This window comes from Bacillus sp. Au-Bac7, assembly GCF_021341655.1.
Taxonomy (GTDB): Bacteria; Bacillota; Bacilli; order Bacillales; family Cytobacillaceae; genus Niallia.
In genome coordinates this window covers 48,066-64,728 of sequence record NZ_JAJTTG010000007.1, presented here as the reverse complement: position 1 = coordinate 64,728, position 16,663 = coordinate 48,066, and the positions used below count along the sequence as shown (strand labels likewise).

18 protein-coding genes are annotated in these 16,663 nt (G+C 38.7%); 1 reads left to right on the top strand and 17 read right to left on the bottom strand.

All coding sequences use genetic code 11. The features are described from left to right. Positions 1–16: 16 nt before the first annotated feature. Complete coding sequence (locus LXM54_RS19260) at positions 17–1,606, bottom strand: histidine kinase N-terminal 7TM domain-containing diguanylate cyclase (RefSeq protein ID WP_233316867.1); 1,590 nt, start codon at positions 1,604–1,606, stop codon at positions 17–19. Between the two features lie 234 nt (positions 1,607–1,840). Here LXM54_RS19260 and LXM54_RS19255 point away from each other — a divergent pair, with 234 nt between their 5' ends. Next, a complete protein-coding gene (locus LXM54_RS19255) occupies positions 1,841–2,557 on the top strand; it encodes a tryptophan-rich sensory protein (protein ID WP_233316866.1) in 717 nt (238 codons plus the stop codon). Between the two features lie 31 nt (positions 2,558–2,588). Here the strand turns inward: LXM54_RS19255 and LXM54_RS19250 are convergent, their stop codons facing one another. The 16 genes from LXM54_RS19250 to LXM54_RS19175 all read right to left on the bottom strand — a co-directional run bounded on the left by LXM54_RS19250 (position 2,589) and on the right by LXM54_RS19175 (position 16,656). Further along, positions 2,589–3,977 (bottom strand): protoporphyrinogen oxidase, encoded by a 1,389-nt coding sequence (locus LXM54_RS19250; protein WP_233316865.1) that lies wholly within the window; start codon positions 3,975–3,977, stop codon positions 2,589–2,591. Between the two features lie 213 nt (positions 3,978–4,190). After that, positions 4,191–5,348 carry a teichuronic acid biosynthesis protein TuaH gene (tuaH, locus tag LXM54_RS19245; RefSeq protein WP_233316864.1) on the bottom strand — a complete coding sequence of 386 codons (1,158 nt, stop codon included), beginning with the start codon at positions 5,346–5,348 and terminating at the stop codon, positions 4,191–4,193. Between the two features lie 11 nt (positions 5,349–5,359). After that, a complete protein-coding gene (gene tuaG, locus LXM54_RS19240; RefSeq protein WP_233316863.1) occupies positions 5,360–6,118 on the bottom strand; it encodes a teichuronic acid biosynthesis protein TuaG in 759 nt (252 codons plus the stop codon). Position 6,119: 1 nt separating this feature from the next. Beyond that, positions 6,120–6,791, bottom strand: a complete 672-nt coding sequence (locus tag LXM54_RS19235; protein ID WP_233316862.1) for a hypothetical protein — start codon at positions 6,789–6,791, stop codon at positions 6,120–6,122. Further along, positions 6,781–8,247: a teichuronic acid biosynthesis protein TuaE gene (gene tuaE / locus LXM54_RS19230; RefSeq protein WP_233316861.1), complete on the bottom strand. Its 1,467-nt coding sequence runs from the start codon at positions 8,245–8,247 to the stop codon at positions 6,781–6,783. The genes LXM54_RS19235 and tuaE overlap by 11 nt, the downstream gene beginning before the upstream one ends. A gap of 29 nt (positions 8,248–8,276) precedes the next feature. Then, a complete protein-coding gene (locus tag LXM54_RS19225) occupies positions 8,277–9,212 on the bottom strand; it encodes an NAD-dependent epimerase/dehydratase family protein (RefSeq protein ID WP_233316860.1) in 936 nt (311 codons plus the stop codon). 2 nt (positions 9,213–9,214) lie between these two features. After that, entirely contained in the window at positions 9,215–10,423 is a 1,209-nt protein-coding gene (gene tuaC, locus LXM54_RS19220; RefSeq protein WP_233316859.1) for a teichuronic acid biosynthesis protein TuaC, read from the bottom strand. A 256-nt stretch (positions 10,424–10,679) separates the two neighbouring features. Further along, the gene (locus tag LXM54_RS19215; protein ID WP_233316858.1) at positions 10,680–11,336 is read right to left on the bottom strand and encodes a sugar transferase; all 657 of its coding nucleotides are present in this window, start codon (positions 11,334–11,336) and stop codon (positions 10,680–10,682) included. Between the two features lie 292 nt (positions 11,337–11,628). Then, a complete protein-coding gene (lmr(B), locus tag LXM54_RS19210) occupies positions 11,629–13,056 on the bottom strand; it encodes a lincomycin efflux MFS transporter Lmr(B) (protein ID WP_233316935.1) in 1,428 nt (475 codons plus the stop codon). A 58-nt stretch (positions 13,057–13,114) separates the two neighbouring features. Continuing rightward, positions 13,115–13,690 carry a TetR/AcrR family transcriptional regulator gene (locus LXM54_RS19205; protein WP_233316857.1) on the bottom strand — a complete coding sequence of 192 codons (576 nt, stop codon included), beginning with the start codon at positions 13,688–13,690 and terminating at the stop codon, positions 13,115–13,117. A 141-nt stretch (positions 13,691–13,831) separates the two neighbouring features. Continuing rightward, complete coding sequence (locus LXM54_RS19200; RefSeq protein WP_233316856.1) at positions 13,832–14,632, bottom strand: DUF4097 family beta strand repeat-containing protein; 801 nt, start codon at positions 14,630–14,632, stop codon at positions 13,832–13,834. Further along, on the bottom strand, positions 14,632–15,183 hold the full coding sequence (locus tag LXM54_RS19195; RefSeq protein WP_233316855.1) for an HAAS signaling domain-containing protein: 552 nt from the start codon (positions 15,181–15,183) through the stop codon (positions 14,632–14,634). Before LXM54_RS19195 ends, LXM54_RS19200 begins: the two co-directional genes overlap by 1 nt. Further along, the gene (locus LXM54_RS19190) at positions 15,176–15,499 is read right to left on the bottom strand and encodes a PadR family transcriptional regulator (RefSeq protein ID WP_233316854.1); all 324 of its coding nucleotides are present in this window, start codon (positions 15,497–15,499) and stop codon (positions 15,176–15,178) included. Before LXM54_RS19190 ends, LXM54_RS19195 begins: the two co-directional genes overlap by 8 nt. Positions 15,500–15,656: 157 nt before the next feature. Next, positions 15,657–15,896, bottom strand: a complete 240-nt coding sequence (locus tag LXM54_RS19185; protein WP_233316853.1) for a helix-turn-helix domain-containing protein — start codon at positions 15,894–15,896, stop codon at positions 15,657–15,659. Then, positions 15,893–16,051, bottom strand: a complete 159-nt coding sequence (locus tag LXM54_RS19180) for a YvrJ family protein (RefSeq protein WP_233316852.1) — start codon at positions 16,049–16,051, stop codon at positions 15,893–15,895. Before LXM54_RS19180 ends, LXM54_RS19185 begins: the two co-directional genes overlap by 4 nt. Then, positions 16,048–16,656 (bottom strand): sigma factor-like helix-turn-helix DNA-binding protein, encoded by a 609-nt coding sequence (locus LXM54_RS19175; protein ID WP_233316851.1) that lies wholly within the window; start codon positions 16,654–16,656, stop codon positions 16,048–16,050. The genes LXM54_RS19180 and LXM54_RS19175 overlap by 4 nt, the downstream gene beginning before the upstream one ends. Between the last annotated feature and the right edge of the window lie 7 nt (positions 16,657–16,663).

Below are 16,663 nucleotides of genomic sequence, written 5' to 3'. Positions count from 1 at the left end.
AGTCATTTAGTTCGTTTTAATGCGATATAAAGCTGTATTCCTCATATTCACTATTAATCCCGACATATACTCTGTTTCTGCCATTCCTTTTTGCTTCATACAGAGCAACATCGGCCTTTTCAACAAGCTCGCTTAAAGCAGCCTCCGGATGAGAGATATTCTCCGTTGCTGCAACTCCAAAGCTTGCTGTAATAGCAATCTTTTCTGCTTTAGAGTAAAAACTCGAATTTTCAAGGCAACTTCTGATTGAATGGCCTATTTCAGCTGCTGATTCAAGGGAATATCCAGGGAGTAGCACAATAAACTCTTCTCCCCCATATCTTCCGAATAGCATGTCTTCTTTTAGCAGGCCTTGTGTGACAGACACAATATGCCGTAACGCATCATCACCAGCAAAATGTCCAAAAGTATCATTGATTCCTTTGAAATGATCTACATCAAAAAGCAGCAATGATGTATACTCCTGTGCACCTCTGTCCCGACTTATCACTTCCTTGGATTTCTCCATAAAAAAGGTGCGGTTATATATTTTTGTAAGGCCATCTTTATAGGCCAATTCTCGCAGCTGTTTCTGCACTACTTTTAGTTCTGTAATATCTATAATAACAATCGCTGTTCCCACAAGAATATGATTTCGTTTGTGAATCGGCGATATCCTTACTTGATAGTATTTCCCACTATCTTTCCATTCCATCTCATATACAGTATCATCATTTATTATTCTGTCGCCAAATGCTAAAAGTCGGTCTCTGTCTTCCATTATATCATCAATTTGTTTTCCATTCTTCAAGGAAGGAAACAGCAGGGAAGCAAGCGGATTGAATTCAACTATTTTTCCAGACAAATCAAGAACAATGACTGCGTCCCTCATGCTTTCAAATAAATAATCTTTTGCAACAGGAGCCACTGTCAGCATATGTGTAGACATAATCGCCCATAGATACAACAAGCCTGTGATACCCATCACAATCGGTACAGGATCAATGCCATATGGTGTTAATCCTAATAAGTAGAGCAATGATGTTGTAATTGGCAATAAAATGCCGATTAAAAGTGTTAGTACCTGTTTCCAATGCTTTGTCTTCGACTTAATCCAATACCAAATTAAAATATTAGCTCCGACAAACAAAGTGCCAAATGTGTAGCTTCCATGAACTACATACCATTGGCCTACTGTCATATCTAACAATAAAGCACCATGACTTTGCACAAAATTAACTTGTTTATAAAATAAATGGTGAAAATCATTTGTTACGATAAAAAGAAAGGTGAGCACAGGGATGAGATAATACAAGAGCAAGGTTTTTCTGTTCAAATGCTTATCCAAGCCTATGTACTGCAAAACAAGAATCAAGGTCGCTGGAGCAGAAAACGGCATTCCTAAGTATTGAAACACAACCCAAAACATAATCCCTTTTCCTGTACTGCTCGTAAGCTCGAGCGCATGTCCGAATGCATAGATGGCTGAAAATAACGAAAGCCACGCAAACGTTCTAGTTCCCGCAAAAACATGTCTATTGGTATAGCCTATAAATGCCAATACAAGCTGTAAAACCCCACCAACCGTCATTATGACAATATATGTTAATATGATTTGGTCCATCATTTTTACTAGCCCCTATTCAGGTATTTTGACCTTACTTATTATATTAAATAAGTAAACTAACTTGCTACTAAAACTTGATAATACATAAAAGTGGAAATAATACCCTGTTTTTTTCTTTATATCATCCATATAGATAAGGAGAAGAATACTCCCAATCTGCTTGGAGTATTCTTCTTTTTTTGGATTATATTCTCTTTGTGGGTGGAATAAGTATATAAAAAAGGAGGAATTGTCTTGGCCTATATAATTCTGAGCCTATTGTTCTATGTGATGATGGTAGGAGTAAATGCCCTCGCCAATATCATTCCTATCAACGGGCAAACAACTGGCGAAATATCAAATAAATTAGCAGTGCTTGTAACTCCTGCTTCTTATGCTTTTATGATTTGGGGATTTATTTATATTCTATTAGCAATTTGGCTTGCGCGCGGCTTTATGCGCAAACACAGAGCACTTATATATTCAAAAACAAACAGCATTCTATTCGTGCTTACCTGCATTCTAAACGCCGGCTGGATACTCGTCTGGCATTATGAACTATTTGCCTTGTCAGTAGCCGTCATTCTGCTCTTGCTATTAACCTTGCTTTTCCTTTATAAAGCAATAAAGGCTGCGTCTAATCGTTTATTCGACATCTTCCCTTTTTCTATTTATATTGGGTGGATATCCGTAGCCTCTATTGTTAACATAAGCTATTACGTAACTTATATCGGCTTAAATGTCACTGACCCGCTTTGGACCGTTTCCCTGTTAGCTATTGGCGGTATTCTGGGGATTTTCTTTCGCATCTTTGAAAAGGATTGGGCATATTCCCTCGTTATTATCTGGGCTTATCTTGCAATAGCAATCAAAAATTGGTCATCTGCACAAGCTGTATCTTATTCGGCATTGTTTATCTCACTGTTGCTGCTTATTCTTGTGTTTATACCATTTAAAAAGAAAAGAACATAAGGAAAGATGCTGGTTCATCCAGCACCTTTTTTTAAAGTAGAGACTTGGTCAATTTCCCTGCTGTTTCCTCTCCATTTGCGATGCAGGCTGCAATTCCAACTCCATAATAGGAGCTTCCTGCTAATAATACATTTGGAAAAAGCTCGGCCATCTTAGCATTTATCGTATCTATTGCTGATTTATGCTGCAAGGAATAAACCGGCATTAACTCATTCCACTTCGTCACTTCATAACTGATTGGCTTTTCTGTAATTCCGAGACTTTTTTCAATATCCTTTTTAGCGACCTTTAACAGTTCCTCTTCAGACAATGAATTAAGCTGCTCATATGCAGGATTAGATTTCTTATAAAAAAGTCTAAGCAACAGACTGCTGCTTTTGGAGGTGTGTGTCCACTTTCTGCTTGTCCACGTACAGGCATTGCAAGTCAAATCGCTGTCCTCTGCCACAATAAAGCCTGTTCCGTCCTTTGGCAGCTGTTCATCTGGAATATCATAAGCAAGATACATGGTGATATTAGAAGAGTTTTGAAGCTTAGCAAACTCTGTAGAAAGGCTGCTTTCAGCAAGGATTTTTTCTGCAGCTTGATGAGGTGCTGCCAGCACAATAAATTGTGCCTGAACAGCTTCACCCTCTGCTAGACTTATACTGTAGCCATCCTGCTCTTTCTTGATTGATTCAACTGCTTTACCCTTTTTAAATTCAACATCTTCCAGCACTTCCTCCAGCCGGTTTATAATGGTGGAAAGTCCATTCTGGAAGGAGATGAATTTTTTATTAGAGGCAGACTGGAATTGACTTTTGTTCTTGCCCAGTCCTCGAATAATGCTGCCATACTTCTCCTTGTATTCAAGTAAATATGGAAGCGTTGATGCCATCGTTAAGTTATATAAACCTCCAGAATATACTCCTGCTAATACAGGGGTAATCTGCTTTTCGACGATCTCTTTCCCTAAGAAGTACTCTAAAAACTCGCCGATAGATGTTTCCTTTGTAAAATGCTTATTAGTTCTTAACAAATCCTTTAATGCTTCCAGCTTTCCTTTTTGGGAAATCAGCTCACTCGAAAGCAAGGATTCTAATGTCATAGGGATGCCGAATACAGAGTCCTTCGGGATTTCCAAAAGCTTATCTCTCGTATGAATGTAAGAAATCCCTGTTGCATTATAGACAAGCTCTTCTTCTAATCCAAGCTCCTGTACAAAGGGAAGAACGTTTTTATTTCGTGCTACAATTGAATCTGCGCCTGTTTCCATGATGAAGTCGCCTTTATGAATCGAGTGAATTTTCCCGCCTAGCGACATCTCCCCTTCAATCAGGATAAGCTTAATATCCAGCTTATGTTCTCGTTTTAATTTCTGTAAATAGTACATGGCAGACAATCCTGTGATTCCTCCGCCGACAACGACTATAGTCTTCAATAATTACACCGCCTAAAATAATCTTTCCTATATGATGTATTATGCCATTATTCCCACTAAAAAAGAGCGGATATATAATGACTTTTTGTTCACAAATTATATAAAGCTGCTAAAACTATTTTAGCATTATATCCTCTTACCAGTCTCATCACAGCAACTATAAAGAAAAGGGAATGCAAGCCGGCTGCTTACATTCCCTTTTTGTTTAATTATTTATAGCTCCATCATTTGGGCGAAAATCATATTCCAATCTTTGGTTTTTGCCAGTGATATCCTTCTCTCTGCTGTTTCTGTCTCGGCTTTATTAATGCGGATCTCTTCGCATGCTTTTAGGAAGCTGCTAACACTGGTTCCTTCAAGATGTGTATAGATGCCATTTTCAGCATATCTTTTGGTTGACGGCAAGTTCGTCCCAATAACTGCCTTCCCTGCTGCAAGAAATTCGAACAGCTTAAGCGGAAATATTGCTTTGTTATAAGTAGATGGTTTATACGGCATAATTCCTATATCAATTAAATTCATATAATGGGAAACTAATGTTGGCGGTACACTTCCTGTCCATGTAACATTCGGAAGCTTCAATAATTTCTGGAATTCTTCACTTTGGTTCGTTCCGTCAGGCCCAACAAATAAAAACTGCCAATCCTTTCTTTGCTCTGCTGCTTCTTGAATAAGAGCAAAGTCCAGCTTCGGTTTTATTCCGCCAATATACCCTAGCACAGGTCCATTTCCCTTGTCTGCTAACACGTGCACAGCTTTCTCATTATGCTGAAACAGCGAAAAATCAACCCCATTTTCATACGTATAGACCTTTTTTTGTTTTGGGATTGGCAGCTTATCTTTTACTTGCTCAGCTAAATAGACTGAGGTGCATGTAACAGTATGAGCACTCTCGATAATCCTGCTCTCACTTGATTGAATAATCTTATACTTAAGCATATTTACTGCAGATTTGTTTCCATCAATGGATGCTGCCCATAAATCACTGCAATCATATACAATTTTTCTCCAAGGGAACATCTCCGCAAGAATTGGAAAAGCAGGATAGGTGTACCATAGGTTGATATCATACGCACTTTGCTTTGCCTGTAAATAAGCAACCAGTTTCTCTAGTTTTTTCTTATAGAATATAGATATAAAGCGGCTGAAACGAAGCAGCTTATTGTCACCCAAATCAGCAACTTTCCATTGCTTAATACCGTTTGGAAGTATTTCTACTGCCTCGCTGTCCAGAGATTTCCCAGGACATAACCAAATCACTTCAGCTGTTTTTTCTTGTTTCTGCAAATATTCTGCCAAACGATGTCTTCTGTAGCGCAACTGGTCATTCTCCCATTCTGCTGTTGCTACAAGTACATGGATTGATTTCATTTTTGACCACCTTATATCCTTTTTCTAATCGCATGGTAAGCATAATGGGAAAAACACCATGCTGCTTTAGCGAGATTAAGTCTCTCAATTTCCCGGTAAACAAACCATGTTTTTTGCGCTGATTTCCACTTATTATTGGAAATAGAATCATTGCCGATACGGTATTCAGCCAGAATTTCTTTCATACCATAAGCGTTATGTCCCTTTTTCAGGATACTTAACCACGTAGCCAAATCTTGTCGAGTTCTTATATTCGGCATGTGGAAGGAACCAATGATACTTCTGTCGACGATGACTGTAAGACAGCCGACAATCGTGTTTTTCAGCATATCCTGATAGGAGATAATCCTCGGAGCGTGAACTTGCTTCTCCAGCTGTTCTCCATCTTTTGTAATATATTCATACGATGTAAACGTAAAGGCATAATTGTTCTCTTCCATGAAACGAAGCTGCAGTTCCAGTTTATTCGGCTTCCACTTGTCATCACTGTCTAAAAAGGCAATATACCTCCCTGACGAATAATCCAATGCTGTATTTCGCGCCATAGCTGCTCCGCCGTTTTCCTTCCTGTTAATAACATGTATTCGCTCATCTGCTTTTGCCCACTCTGCCAGCATATCAGGGGTTCCATCTGTCGAACAATCATCGACAATAATCAACTCCCAATTAGGGTAAGTCTGTTTTAAAACAGACTCAATGCTGAACGAAATATAATCCTTGCTGTTATATGAAGGCATAATTACCGAAACTAATTCTTTCAAGAAAGACACCTCACTGTCGGGAATGTGCTCGTATAAACTCTGGAGTGATTAATATTAAAATACTCGCCATGATACCTAATAAAGCCCCTAATATAACTCTGTCTTCTGCAGAAGCCTCCACTATCTGCCCTTTTACATAAACATCCTTAATCAAGATAGCCTGCTCGAGACCAAGCTTTTCGTTCTTTAATTCATAAAGAAACCGCTGTTGGTCAACAATCGTATCACTGCTTGCATTTTCTGTCTCTAATGCCTGAATGCTTGATTCAATAATTGTGCTTTTTTCTTCAAAGGAAGACTGATCAAGCTTCATAAAGCCATCAACAATAGTTGTCAGATTGTTTAATGCTTCCTCTTCTGTTTTTCCTGTAAGGCTAAGCACAAGCAGTTTACTAGGCGTAGAGGAGACAGCGAGCTTATCAGTTACCTCCTCTTCCCAAACATCCGGGAGGATTTGTTTAAATGATGCTTCATTTGATAACAAGGAAACAAGCTGATCAGCATTTGTTAAATAGCTGGTTTCATAGTTTCCTAGTTTGATTATCGCTTCTGATGTGTATTCCGACTGTCCGTTGCCTGTGGGCATGAACCAGCCAAGAATCGGCATTGCCACGCAAATAATTAAAATTGCCCATATATATTTCTTCAGTCGGCCAACAATTCGTTTTATGCTATCTTTCATGAGATACAATCCCCTTATCCATTGCTTTAATTCTTTTTTTAAACACTGACAGGACAGAAATGATAAAGCCCATCAATACCCAATGAAAATACAAATTGCTGACTGTGCTGGGACTGATACTGGATGCCATAAAAGCTGCCAGTCCAAGCATGCTTGCCTCTAAAAGCATTTTATATGTCCTGCTGTTTGCCTTTTTGTAGATCCTGTACAATTGGATAAACAGGGAAAGGATAAGCCCTACGTAACCAAGAAGGATAAAAATCCCGAAGTTGCCTGCTATTTCAGCCAGCCAATTATGCGCCTGCTGCACACCTCCCGTAGAAAATACAGGATGGTTTTTTAAGTAATAAGGAATATTCCCTGCTCCTACACCAATACCAAATGTATCAATAATATACTGCTGTATATTTCGTAGCAGATTTATTCTTGCCAAATTGGAGGGCATCGTCTCATCTGCTCCATAAAGGTTTGCTTGTGTGAAAGCATGCTGGAATTTCCCTATTAATCTTCCTGAAAACAAGAGGACTGCAATCCCTGCGGCTGAAAAAGCACCGATTAAAAGCAGCTTTTTCAGCTTATCATTGACCAGCAGGAAAACATAAAAACACAGCCCGATTAATACGGAAAGGATACCTGCGCGAGATTGTGTCAAATAGATGACATAAAAGGATAAAACACTCAAAACAAGAGCAGGAATTCGGACCTTTATACTGCTGCCGTTTTTTGCTGCTGCTAAATAGAAAAAGAAAGAAATACTCAAAAATGCAGCAAAGTCATTTTGGTTAAAAAACACTGCTGTCGGATAGCCGATTCTGTATTCGCCAGCACCATAAAGGCTCGAGGTTGGCAGTTGAATATGCAGATAATGGTTCACCAATCCAATGGCCATTAAAAGAAGCGTCATTCCCATCCAAATGACATAAAAGATTATCAGACGGGATACTCTAGTAAATGTGACATTTGCTAAGTAGACGAACAACAAGCCCATCCACATAAGCGACATGTACTTGAATGTTTCGATAATCGATCTTGCCCAAAGCATGGATACTGTTCCATACACAAGCCATATTGCTAAAAACAGCCAGATACCTTTAACAGATAAACCATCAAAGTCTTTTTTTAAGCCCTTGTCTGAAATGGCATACATAAAATAAATAAATACTGCAGCAATAAGCAGAATTCTATACAAAAACAAGCTAAAAAAACCAATATTAATGTTGATAATAGACTGATTCAAAAACGTAGTGATGAGAAGGGCATAAACTGCCCCTCTCACCATATCCTCCAGCCCAATAGTCGATTTTAAGTATAAAAAAAGGAGCAGTCCCCCAAAGCCCCCGAGGAGAAGAAGCAGCAGCTTCATATCAAAATTTTGGATCGCATATAAAAGGGAGAGTAATGCCATGACAACAATTAGCGCTCCAATTGTCTGACGAACTAGTTGCTTGCTTTCCATTTACTGTTCAGACCCTTTCTTTCCATTAGTCATTTTGTTCCTTGGAGCATACTCCTTGTAAAAACTAGCGTTTCCTTTAACCCCGTTTCCAAGCTTGTTTGCGGGATCCAATTTAATACATCCAATGTTTTTTGATTGCAAAGAGTGCTGTGCAGAATATCCCCTGGCCTTGCAGCTTGATGCTCTGCTTTTAATTGGATGTCACCAGCCTTGACCATTGTCTCCCATAATTCATTGACCGTAATTTTGGTTTGAGTGGAGATATTTACACAAATATTCCCTTGCGCCTCCATCGCTTTAACATTAGCCTTTGCTACATCCTTTACATAAATGAAGTCCCTTGTTTGTTCGCCGTCTCCAAATATAACAGGTGCTTTTCCTTCAGCTATCTTGTCAGCAAATATAGAGACAACCCCGCCTTCTCCTTTCGCGTCTTGTCTTGGACCATAAACATTGCTGTACCGAAGGATGCTGTATGGCAACTGGTAAAACTTATACGCCATTTGCAAGTAGCGCTCAACAGTCAGCTTTGTTAACCCATACGGAGACTCAGGCATTGTAGGGTGATCTGTCGTAACAGGCAGAAAATGCGGATTTCCATAAACAGCAGCCGATGAAGCGAATACTATTTTTTTTATGGATGCTTTAATGCCTGCTTTAATGACGTGCAGTGAACCCTTTACATTAACATTTTCATCGTGCAATATATCATGTACTGATTCAGCTACACTTACTTGGGCAGCCTGATGGATAATATATTCCGGATTTAATGATGATATAAAATCAATGCAGGAAGGATCGGTAATATCATAGTCATAGATTTTAATAGGAAGATGGCTAATATTTCGATAATGACCTGTAGTGAAATTATCAACTACAATCACTTCATAATTATTTGCTAATAATTCTTCGACAATATGGGAACCAATGAATCCTGCTCCACCTGTTACAACTACTCTGCTCATCCTTAATCCCCCTTAATGCTTAATGAAGCTTTGCCTTCATTCCATGCCAGTTTCCGATAGCGTTTTTCCAAGACTTCAGCATTTCTGCCCACATGGAAGTTGTCTTGTACATATTGAAGCAATTGATCCTTAATAATAGGAAGGTCATATTTTTCTGAATGATAGTCCAATACTCTTTCAACAATGCTGTCAACGGACTTTGGCTTAATAAGCAAATGATTGAACTCGCCGAACAAGTCGGGTATCCCGCCTACTGCTGTACAAATAACTGGCACTTTCATAGATATTGCCTCTATGACAACAGTCGGCATCCCTTCCGAATAAGAAGGCAATGCGAATATATCACTTGCCTGCAAGTAATCCTTCACTTTATCATTGCTAATTTGGCCAGGAAGAAACAGCCTTTTTCCATATTGCTCATGCTTTTTTAAATCATCCATTGCAGGGCCATCTCCGACTAAGACAACTGCCATATTTTTTGGCAGTCGGTTAAGACTTTCAGCAAGTTCATACACGCCTTTCTCCTTTACAAGCCTTCCAATAAAGGTAATCAGCTGTTTGTCAGAAGGCAGCTTAAGCTCTTTTCTTACGTTCTCCTTCGGCAATGCTGCAGCCTGAAATCTAGAAAGGTTTATCCCAATAGGGAGAACAAAGCTATCCCTGCCTGTCTTTTCCTTTGCTGCTAGAGCAAGATGTCTTCCGATTGATATCACTTCATCGGCAGAGTGAACAGAGCGCTGAAATGCTTTGTTGGCACTTCTGCTAAAAGCAGGATAAATATGCACATCACTTCCATGCAGTGTTAAAAGCCATGGTTTCTGCAGCTCTTTTGAAATAATATGAGCAGCGCCTCCTGACGGCATCGCAAAATGTGCATGGATCATATCAAATTGCAGACTTTTGACTTGGATCGTCTTTAGAATTGCCTTAGCAATTCTCTTGTCCGGCTGTGCCCATCTGAGCTGCCCTGGAAGTGCTCTATAAATCGGCCTATAAACCTTCACTCCCTCTCGTACTTCATAAAACGGCAAAGTTTTGCGCTTATATGTTTTCTTTAGCGCTCTTAAAACGGCAGGGTTTTGCGGTGTTGGGCAGATTACCGTTATCTCTAACCCTCGTTTTTTCAAAGCTTGAACCTGTGTTTCATGGAATACCCCATTGCCAGGCTGTTCTTTACTCGGATATACACTCGTAATCCACAGAATCTTCATGCTTCTCTTCCTTTTACATTTATTTAGCTAACTGGAAATAAAGTATATTAACGAGCATTAGACTCATAATCACTACACTTTCATCTGAATCCAGCTCAAAAAACCTGGTAGGCAAAAACTAGCATTAGAAACATACTAAAAAGCAGGAACAGCAGACACAATGCTTTAAGCTGGGACTGTTGGTCCAACTTCGCTTAAAACTATGGCAATGTTAAAATCTGCTCATTCCTATGCTTAACTCTTTAGATACGGTCAATTAGCGCGCGCCTTCACCTGTAACCAATACCTTTACTGTTTTCAGCATAATCTTCAGTTCAAGCTTAAACGTCAAATTTGAAATGTACTCAAGATCATACTGAAGTTTTTCACGAGGAGTAATTTCATATCCTCCGCTTACCTGAGCAAGTCCAGTCAAACCAGGTCTTACTGCTAGCCTTTTCGCAAAACCAGGAATTTCACTGTCAAACTGTGCAGTAAAGACTGGTCTTTCCGGACGCGGACCAACAATAGACATATCTCCTTTTAAAACAGATAACAGCTGAGGAAGCTCGTCTATTCTAGTTTTTCTCATGAAATGACCAACTTTCGTAACACGCGGGTCATTTGCTTCGGCCCATTTAGCGCCTTCCTTTTCGGCATCATTGTGCATAGAGCGAAGCTTTATTAAATTAAAGTAATTTCCGTTTTTTCCAACGCGCTGCTGTATATAAAATGGGGAGCCTGGGCTCTCTAACACAACTAGAATTGCGAAGACAGCAATAATCGGTATTGCTAAAATTAGCCCAACGCTTGCCAGCAGCAGATCCAAACACCTTTTTGTATACAAGTAGTATTCTGCTTCCTTTGGTACAGAGAACTTTTCCCCCTCGACAATGGTGTAATCGTGGTAGATATTAAAGCTCTTTTCACGCATATATTGTCACCTCGTAGACTGTTTATGTGTATTTTGAACCTTTGTGTCAAGTATAGAATGAGATTGTATGGTAATCGTTTAGGGAAAATTAAATATTGGTAAATCTTTGTAAAGACAGTTTTAATATTTAGGAGAAAAAATGCTCTTGCTTTGATGCTGCTTAGCAAAATAGCAGCTTTAGAGGATTTGTTGACGGATGCTAGCGCGGTATTTCGCCAAAGTTCTTCAATATTCTCGAAATTCTAAGCACAAAAAAACAGCCTGCATTTTTCATACAGACTGTTTTTTATGATTAATGTTTTGGATTTACTCTTTTTATTACGAGACTGCAAATAAATCCGATTATTGCTACAATCAGTGCAAAAGTAAAGGCACTTTGTACACCTGAAGTTAATGCAGCAGGAATATTAGCAGGGTCCATAGGGTTGCTTACCCCTGCCAGGAAGTTCTTCTGACCAGAAGCCAATATAGATACACCAACTGCTGTACCAATCGCTCCTGCAACTTGCTGTAATGTGTTCATAATCGCTGTACCATCAGGATATAATTGAGGTGGCAGCTGGTTTAAACCATTTGTTTGTGCTGGCATCATAATCATGGATACACCAATCATTAAACAGCTGTGCAGCACGATAATCAGCGCAACTGTTGATGTTGTTGTAATTCCTGTAAAGAACCATAGAACAACTGAACATAGGGCAAGACCTGGAATGACGAGCCATTTTGGTCCATATTTATCAAACAATCTTCCCATCACTGGTGAAAGGAATCCGTTAATTAAACCTCCAGGCAACAACAGTAGTCCTGCTGTAAAGCTTGTTAAACCTAAACCGCCTTGCAGATACATTGGAAGAAGAAGCATCGTAGACAGAATAAGCATCATAGACATGAAGACTAAGATAAGTCCTAAGACGAACATCGGGTATTTAAATGCTCGAAGATTAATCATTGGCTGTTCCATTTTAAACTGACGAATGGAGAAAAGAATAAGTGAAACTACACCTACGATTAGAGAGACAATTACAACTGGGCTTTCCCAGCCGCCTGAATGGTCTCCGCCTTCTCCAGCACTGCTGAAGCCAAATACAATTCCGCCGAAGCCTAATGTAGACAAGATAATCGATACTATATCAATTTTCGGTTTTGTTACAGTTGAGACATTTTCCATATAACGAATACCGAACAATAAAGCAAATACTAGAAACGGCAAGGAAATCCAGAAAATCCAATGCCATGTCAGATTTTCAATAATCAAACCAGAAATTGTTGGCCCAGTAGCTGGAGCAAACATAATAACAAGCCCGATCATTCCCATTGCTCCTCCCCTTTTCTCAGGAGGGAAAATCAGCAAAATCGTGTTAAACATTAGCGGCAGCAGCAACGCTGTTCCGACAGCCTGCACAATTCTTGCCACTAATAAAAATTCAAAGGTTGGTGCAAGTGCAGCAATTAGTGTTCCTAATATAGAGAAACTTAATGATGCAAAGAAAAGCTGTCTAGTTTTAAACCATTGCAGCAATAATCCTGAAATTGGGACTAAAATACCCAATGTAAGCAAAAAGCCTGTTGTCAGCCATTGAACTGTTGTCGGCTCAATATTAAAAATAACAATTAAATCATTCAATGCCATATTTAAGGCAGTTTCACTGAACATACCTATAAAACCGGCAATCAAGAAAGAAGTTACGATAGGCAATGTCTTAAATTGCCTTCCTTCCATTCCCTTCCCCTTTACCGCGTCCATATTCATTTCCATAAAAAATCCCCTTTCATCTTTCTTAACATTCTTGTGACAGCAGCTTTGGAAGCTTATCTGCAACAATTCTCATCGGCTTTCCTGATTGCTTTGTTAAGCACAGGACGATGGCTCCTTCTATCATAGAATTGATAAGTATACTTAAATCTGCAGCCTCTTCAGCAGAAAATCCGCTTTCCTTAAGCTTTTCTGCATATACAGCTTGCCATTTCTCGAAAGTCACTAAGCAAGTCTTTCTAATTGGCTCACATGTCGACGCTGTTTCTGACGCTATAAGTCCGATTGGCATTCCGTGTATGCTTTCCTTCTTGTCAAAATCAGCAGCGATTTCATTGATATGCAATTGAAATGCTGTTATTGCGTCGTTGACGGAAAACAGAATATCCTTTGTCTTCTGCAACAGCACATTTTCTGTATATTTTATTGCCTCTATTGCTAATTCCTCTTTACCACTAGGGAAATAGTAATAAAGTGATCCCTTTGGTGTATTGCTCTCTGCAATAATCTGATTCAAGCCAGTTCCATAATAGCCTTGAATCTGGAATAAGCGAGAGGCAGTCTCTAGGATCAACTCACGAGTGTTCCCCTTTTCACCCAAGCTCATATCCTCCTTAGGAAAAATTATAACGATTGGTCTATATAAAGGTAATTCTGTAAACGGTTACTTGTCAACTGCTTTTTTAAATAAAAAATCACATAAAAAAATAAGCCCTTTTTTCCTGAAAAAAGGGCTACTCTTTTAATTTACCTCTATATCTCCATTATTTGTTTTTAATCTTATCTTATACTCACCATAACCGAAGATTACATTAGAATTGGCTTGCTTAAAAATTTCAATATCCCCATTATCTGTTTCTGCACTTATGTTAGCATTTTCTGGTTCCTTCTCTGCTGTTATGGAGATTTCGCCGTTGTTTGTTTGTAATTGTATATCCTGATTTAATGCGCTTGCGTTCAATTCAATTCTTCCATTGATTGTTTTTCCATCGATTTCCCCTGAGACATTATCCAACTGAATTCTTCCATTAGAAGAGTCTGCCTTAACTGTTTCTGCAGTTATATTTGCCAATTCCAGACGGCCGTTTGCTGTATGGAGCACAACTTCTCTTGAAGACAAATCTGTCATTTTTATCCTGCCGTTTTTAATATCTGCTATCATGCTGGCATATTGTTTCTCCGGCAAGTACAAATCTAAGCTAAGCTCACTGTCCCCAAATAAGCTCATTGGAATAAGCTGATGTCCTTTTTCCTTTAATATCACTTTAAGTTTATTGCTTTCAACTTCTGCTGAATAATTCAATTCTCTATTTCCTCTTTTTGTTCCCGATAGCTGAACATAAGCTGAAGACTCTTGTATTGGATGAATTTCAATTGCAGCGTTATCCGCTGAAATTTCCACATGCTCAAAGTTATTGCTTTCTATTACTTTTCTTTCATTCAAATCAAATTTTTCTGCACTTTGTTTATAGGTGGCTAGACTGCCAATCAGTCCAATCACAAGCAAAACTGCTCCAGCCCACAGTAACTTTCGTTTGTTCATTACTTGATGCCTCCTTTAACTAATGCTGTATTGAATGAAATATAACGGACAAAGCCGTGCATAAACCATTTTGTTATCCATTGCATCCCTACAAATAGCAATAAACCAGCTCCACAGTAGACAAAGGATAAAAACCATTCAAAAAGATCAAAGGAACTTCCAAAAAGATTGTTAAGAAGAACGAGAAGCGGAGTACTGATGCCGGCAATGCTAACAGCCCAGCCAGCTAATATAACACCAACAAGCGCAATAAACGGACCTAACACAATGATGATATTAAAGAAGCTCAACCCAATCACCGCCCATACTGCCCGCATAACATTTCCAGCTGTTTGAGCACCCTTAGCATTTTCAAGGTGGTAATTGGCAAGTATTTCTTTTGCCAGCAATTTTGGTGATCCTAAAGAAGCAGCAATCTCGTTCTCTGCTTTGCCTTCTTCGATTCCAAATTGGAAATGCTCCTCGTAATCATGCAATATCTCTTGTTTTTCCTTACCATTTAAATCCTTCAGTAACACAGACAGTTCCTTTATAAATTGATCTTTATTCATCACTAGCACCTTCTTTAATTAAAGTATCAACACCGTCTCTGAATTGTTGCCATTCACTAAGTAATGTTTGGAGATATTCCCTGCCTTTTTCAGTAAGCTTGTAATATTTTCTTGGAGGGCCTTCTGTAGATTCTTGGAGGTAGGTTGAAAAGTATTCTTCTTTCGTCAACCTTCTTAACAGCGGGTAAACAGAGCCTTCTGATATTTCGATCTGATCAGAAATTTTTTGAACAAGCTCATATCCGTACCTGTCTTGTTTATCAAGCAGAACAAGAACACAAAGCTCAAGGACTCCCTTTTTAAATTGGACGTTCAATTACAGATCTCCTTTCTTTTAGTACTATACAATGAACAGTACTGGTCTTTGATTAATAATATAACACCATCTACTGTTCAATGCAAGGTACTGATTAATACTTTTTTTTTAAAAAAAGTGCTCCTTTGCCATCTGGCGAAAGGAGCCTTTTATCTTATTATTTGATTTTATTGATTTTGTCTCTAAATTCCCAGAAGCCTGGGATATTATCTAAATCATATAGCTGAATGCATTTCATTAACAGCATTTTCAATTCTTGTGAGAGATCATCTTGTTCATTAGGGGAAGTATATTGGACTGCTTTGTTCAACTTTGGTTCAAACATCTCTATCACTTCTTCTAATGCATCCTTGTTAATCTTCGACTCTTTTACTAATGAATATAATGTGGCCATCATCCATTTTCCTTTCCTTCTTCCGTCCTTTTTGTCAGCTCTTTTCCCAACCGTTCAAGCTTTTTATCAATTCTTAATAACAGATATATAGAAACACTCACCGGAAATGCGTAATTGCTTACAATTGTCATCCATTGCGTCAAGTCTCCAATACTCATCGTCTATAATCCTCCTTTTTTTGGGCCATATAGCTGTATATCCTTTGCAAAGCTTTTTGATGGCACTTCGACACATATTGCTGGCTTTTTTGGATCACCTCCGCTATCTCTGTATCATTGAGCTTCTTAATATAAGCAAAATAGAGAACGGTCTTTTGGGAGTCAGACAGTGATTGTATTGCATCATAAAGTAAAGGATCAGCTATATATTCAGAAATGCTTTCCCGAATTCCCTCCCTTTCTGCATATGCTTCCAAATTTGCATTCCTATCTTCCATTCTGTCTTTATGCGTCCTACCATCTTCTGTTTCAGCGTCCAATAACAAAGGATATCTGTTTGCATAGAGCCTTTGCTTCCTATGAAAATTTAATGTGCTAAAATGTATGGAAGAGGAGATATAGGACGTGAACCGGATCGTAAAATAATACTTTTTAAACGCTTCATCTAAATTTTCTTTGTTTTCTTTAGAAGGATAACAAACAGCGTCGGCAAACAGCTTAAAATGACCCTTTTCCCGTAAAAAACCTTGTACAATTGTATTTCCCATAAATTCTTTGTTCTCTTCTATAAACCTTTTCAATCCATTAACAGATTCCTCACACATGATTAGC

What these genes read in the sequence shown, in the direction of transcription:
- LXM54_RS19260 (WP_233316867.1), bottom strand. Translation starts at nt 1,606, where the DNA reads ATGATGGACCAAATCATATTAACATATATTGTCATAATGACGGTTGGT.
- tuaH (WP_233316864.1), bottom strand. Translation starts at nt 5,348, where the DNA reads ATGAAATCAATCCATGTACTTGTAGCAACAGCAGAATGGGAGAATGAC.
- LXM54_RS19235 (WP_233316862.1), bottom strand. Translation starts at nt 6,791, where the DNA reads ATGAAAGATAGCATAAAACGAATTGTTGGCCGACTGAAGAAATATATA.
- tuaE (WP_233316861.1), bottom strand. Translation starts at nt 8,247, where the DNA reads ATGGAAAGCAAGCAACTAGTTCGTCAGACAATTGGAGCGCTAATTGTT.
- LXM54_RS19225 (WP_233316860.1), bottom strand. Translation starts at nt 9,212, where the DNA reads ATGAGCAGAGTAGTTGTAACAGGTGGAGCAGGATTCATTGGTTCCCAT.
- tuaC (WP_233316859.1), bottom strand. Translation starts at nt 10,423, where the DNA reads ATGAAGATTCTGTGGATTACGAGTGTATATCCGAGTAAAGAACAGCCT.
- LXM54_RS19215 (WP_233316858.1), bottom strand. Translation starts at nt 11,336, where the DNA reads ATGCGTGAAAAGAGCTTTAATATCTACCACGATTACACCATTGTCGAG.
- LXM54_RS19200 (WP_233316856.1), bottom strand. Translation starts at nt 14,632, where the DNA reads ATGAACAAACGAAAGTTACTGTGGGCTGGAGCAGTTTTGCTTGTGATT.
- LXM54_RS19195 (WP_233316855.1), bottom strand. Translation starts at nt 15,183, where the DNA reads ATGAATAAAGATCAATTTATAAAGGAACTGTCTGTGTTACTGAAGGAT.
- LXM54_RS19185 (WP_233316853.1), bottom strand. Translation starts at nt 15,896, where the DNA reads ATGATGGCCACATTATATTCATTAGTAAAAGAGTCGAAGATTAACAAG.
- LXM54_RS19180 (WP_233316852.1), bottom strand. Translation starts at nt 16,051, where the DNA reads ATGAGTATTGGAGACTTGACGCAATGGATGACAATTGTAAGCAATTAC.
- LXM54_RS19175 (WP_233316851.1), bottom strand. Translation starts at nt 16,656, where the DNA reads ATGTGTGAGGAATCTGTTAATGGATTGAAAAGGTTTATAGAAGAGAAC.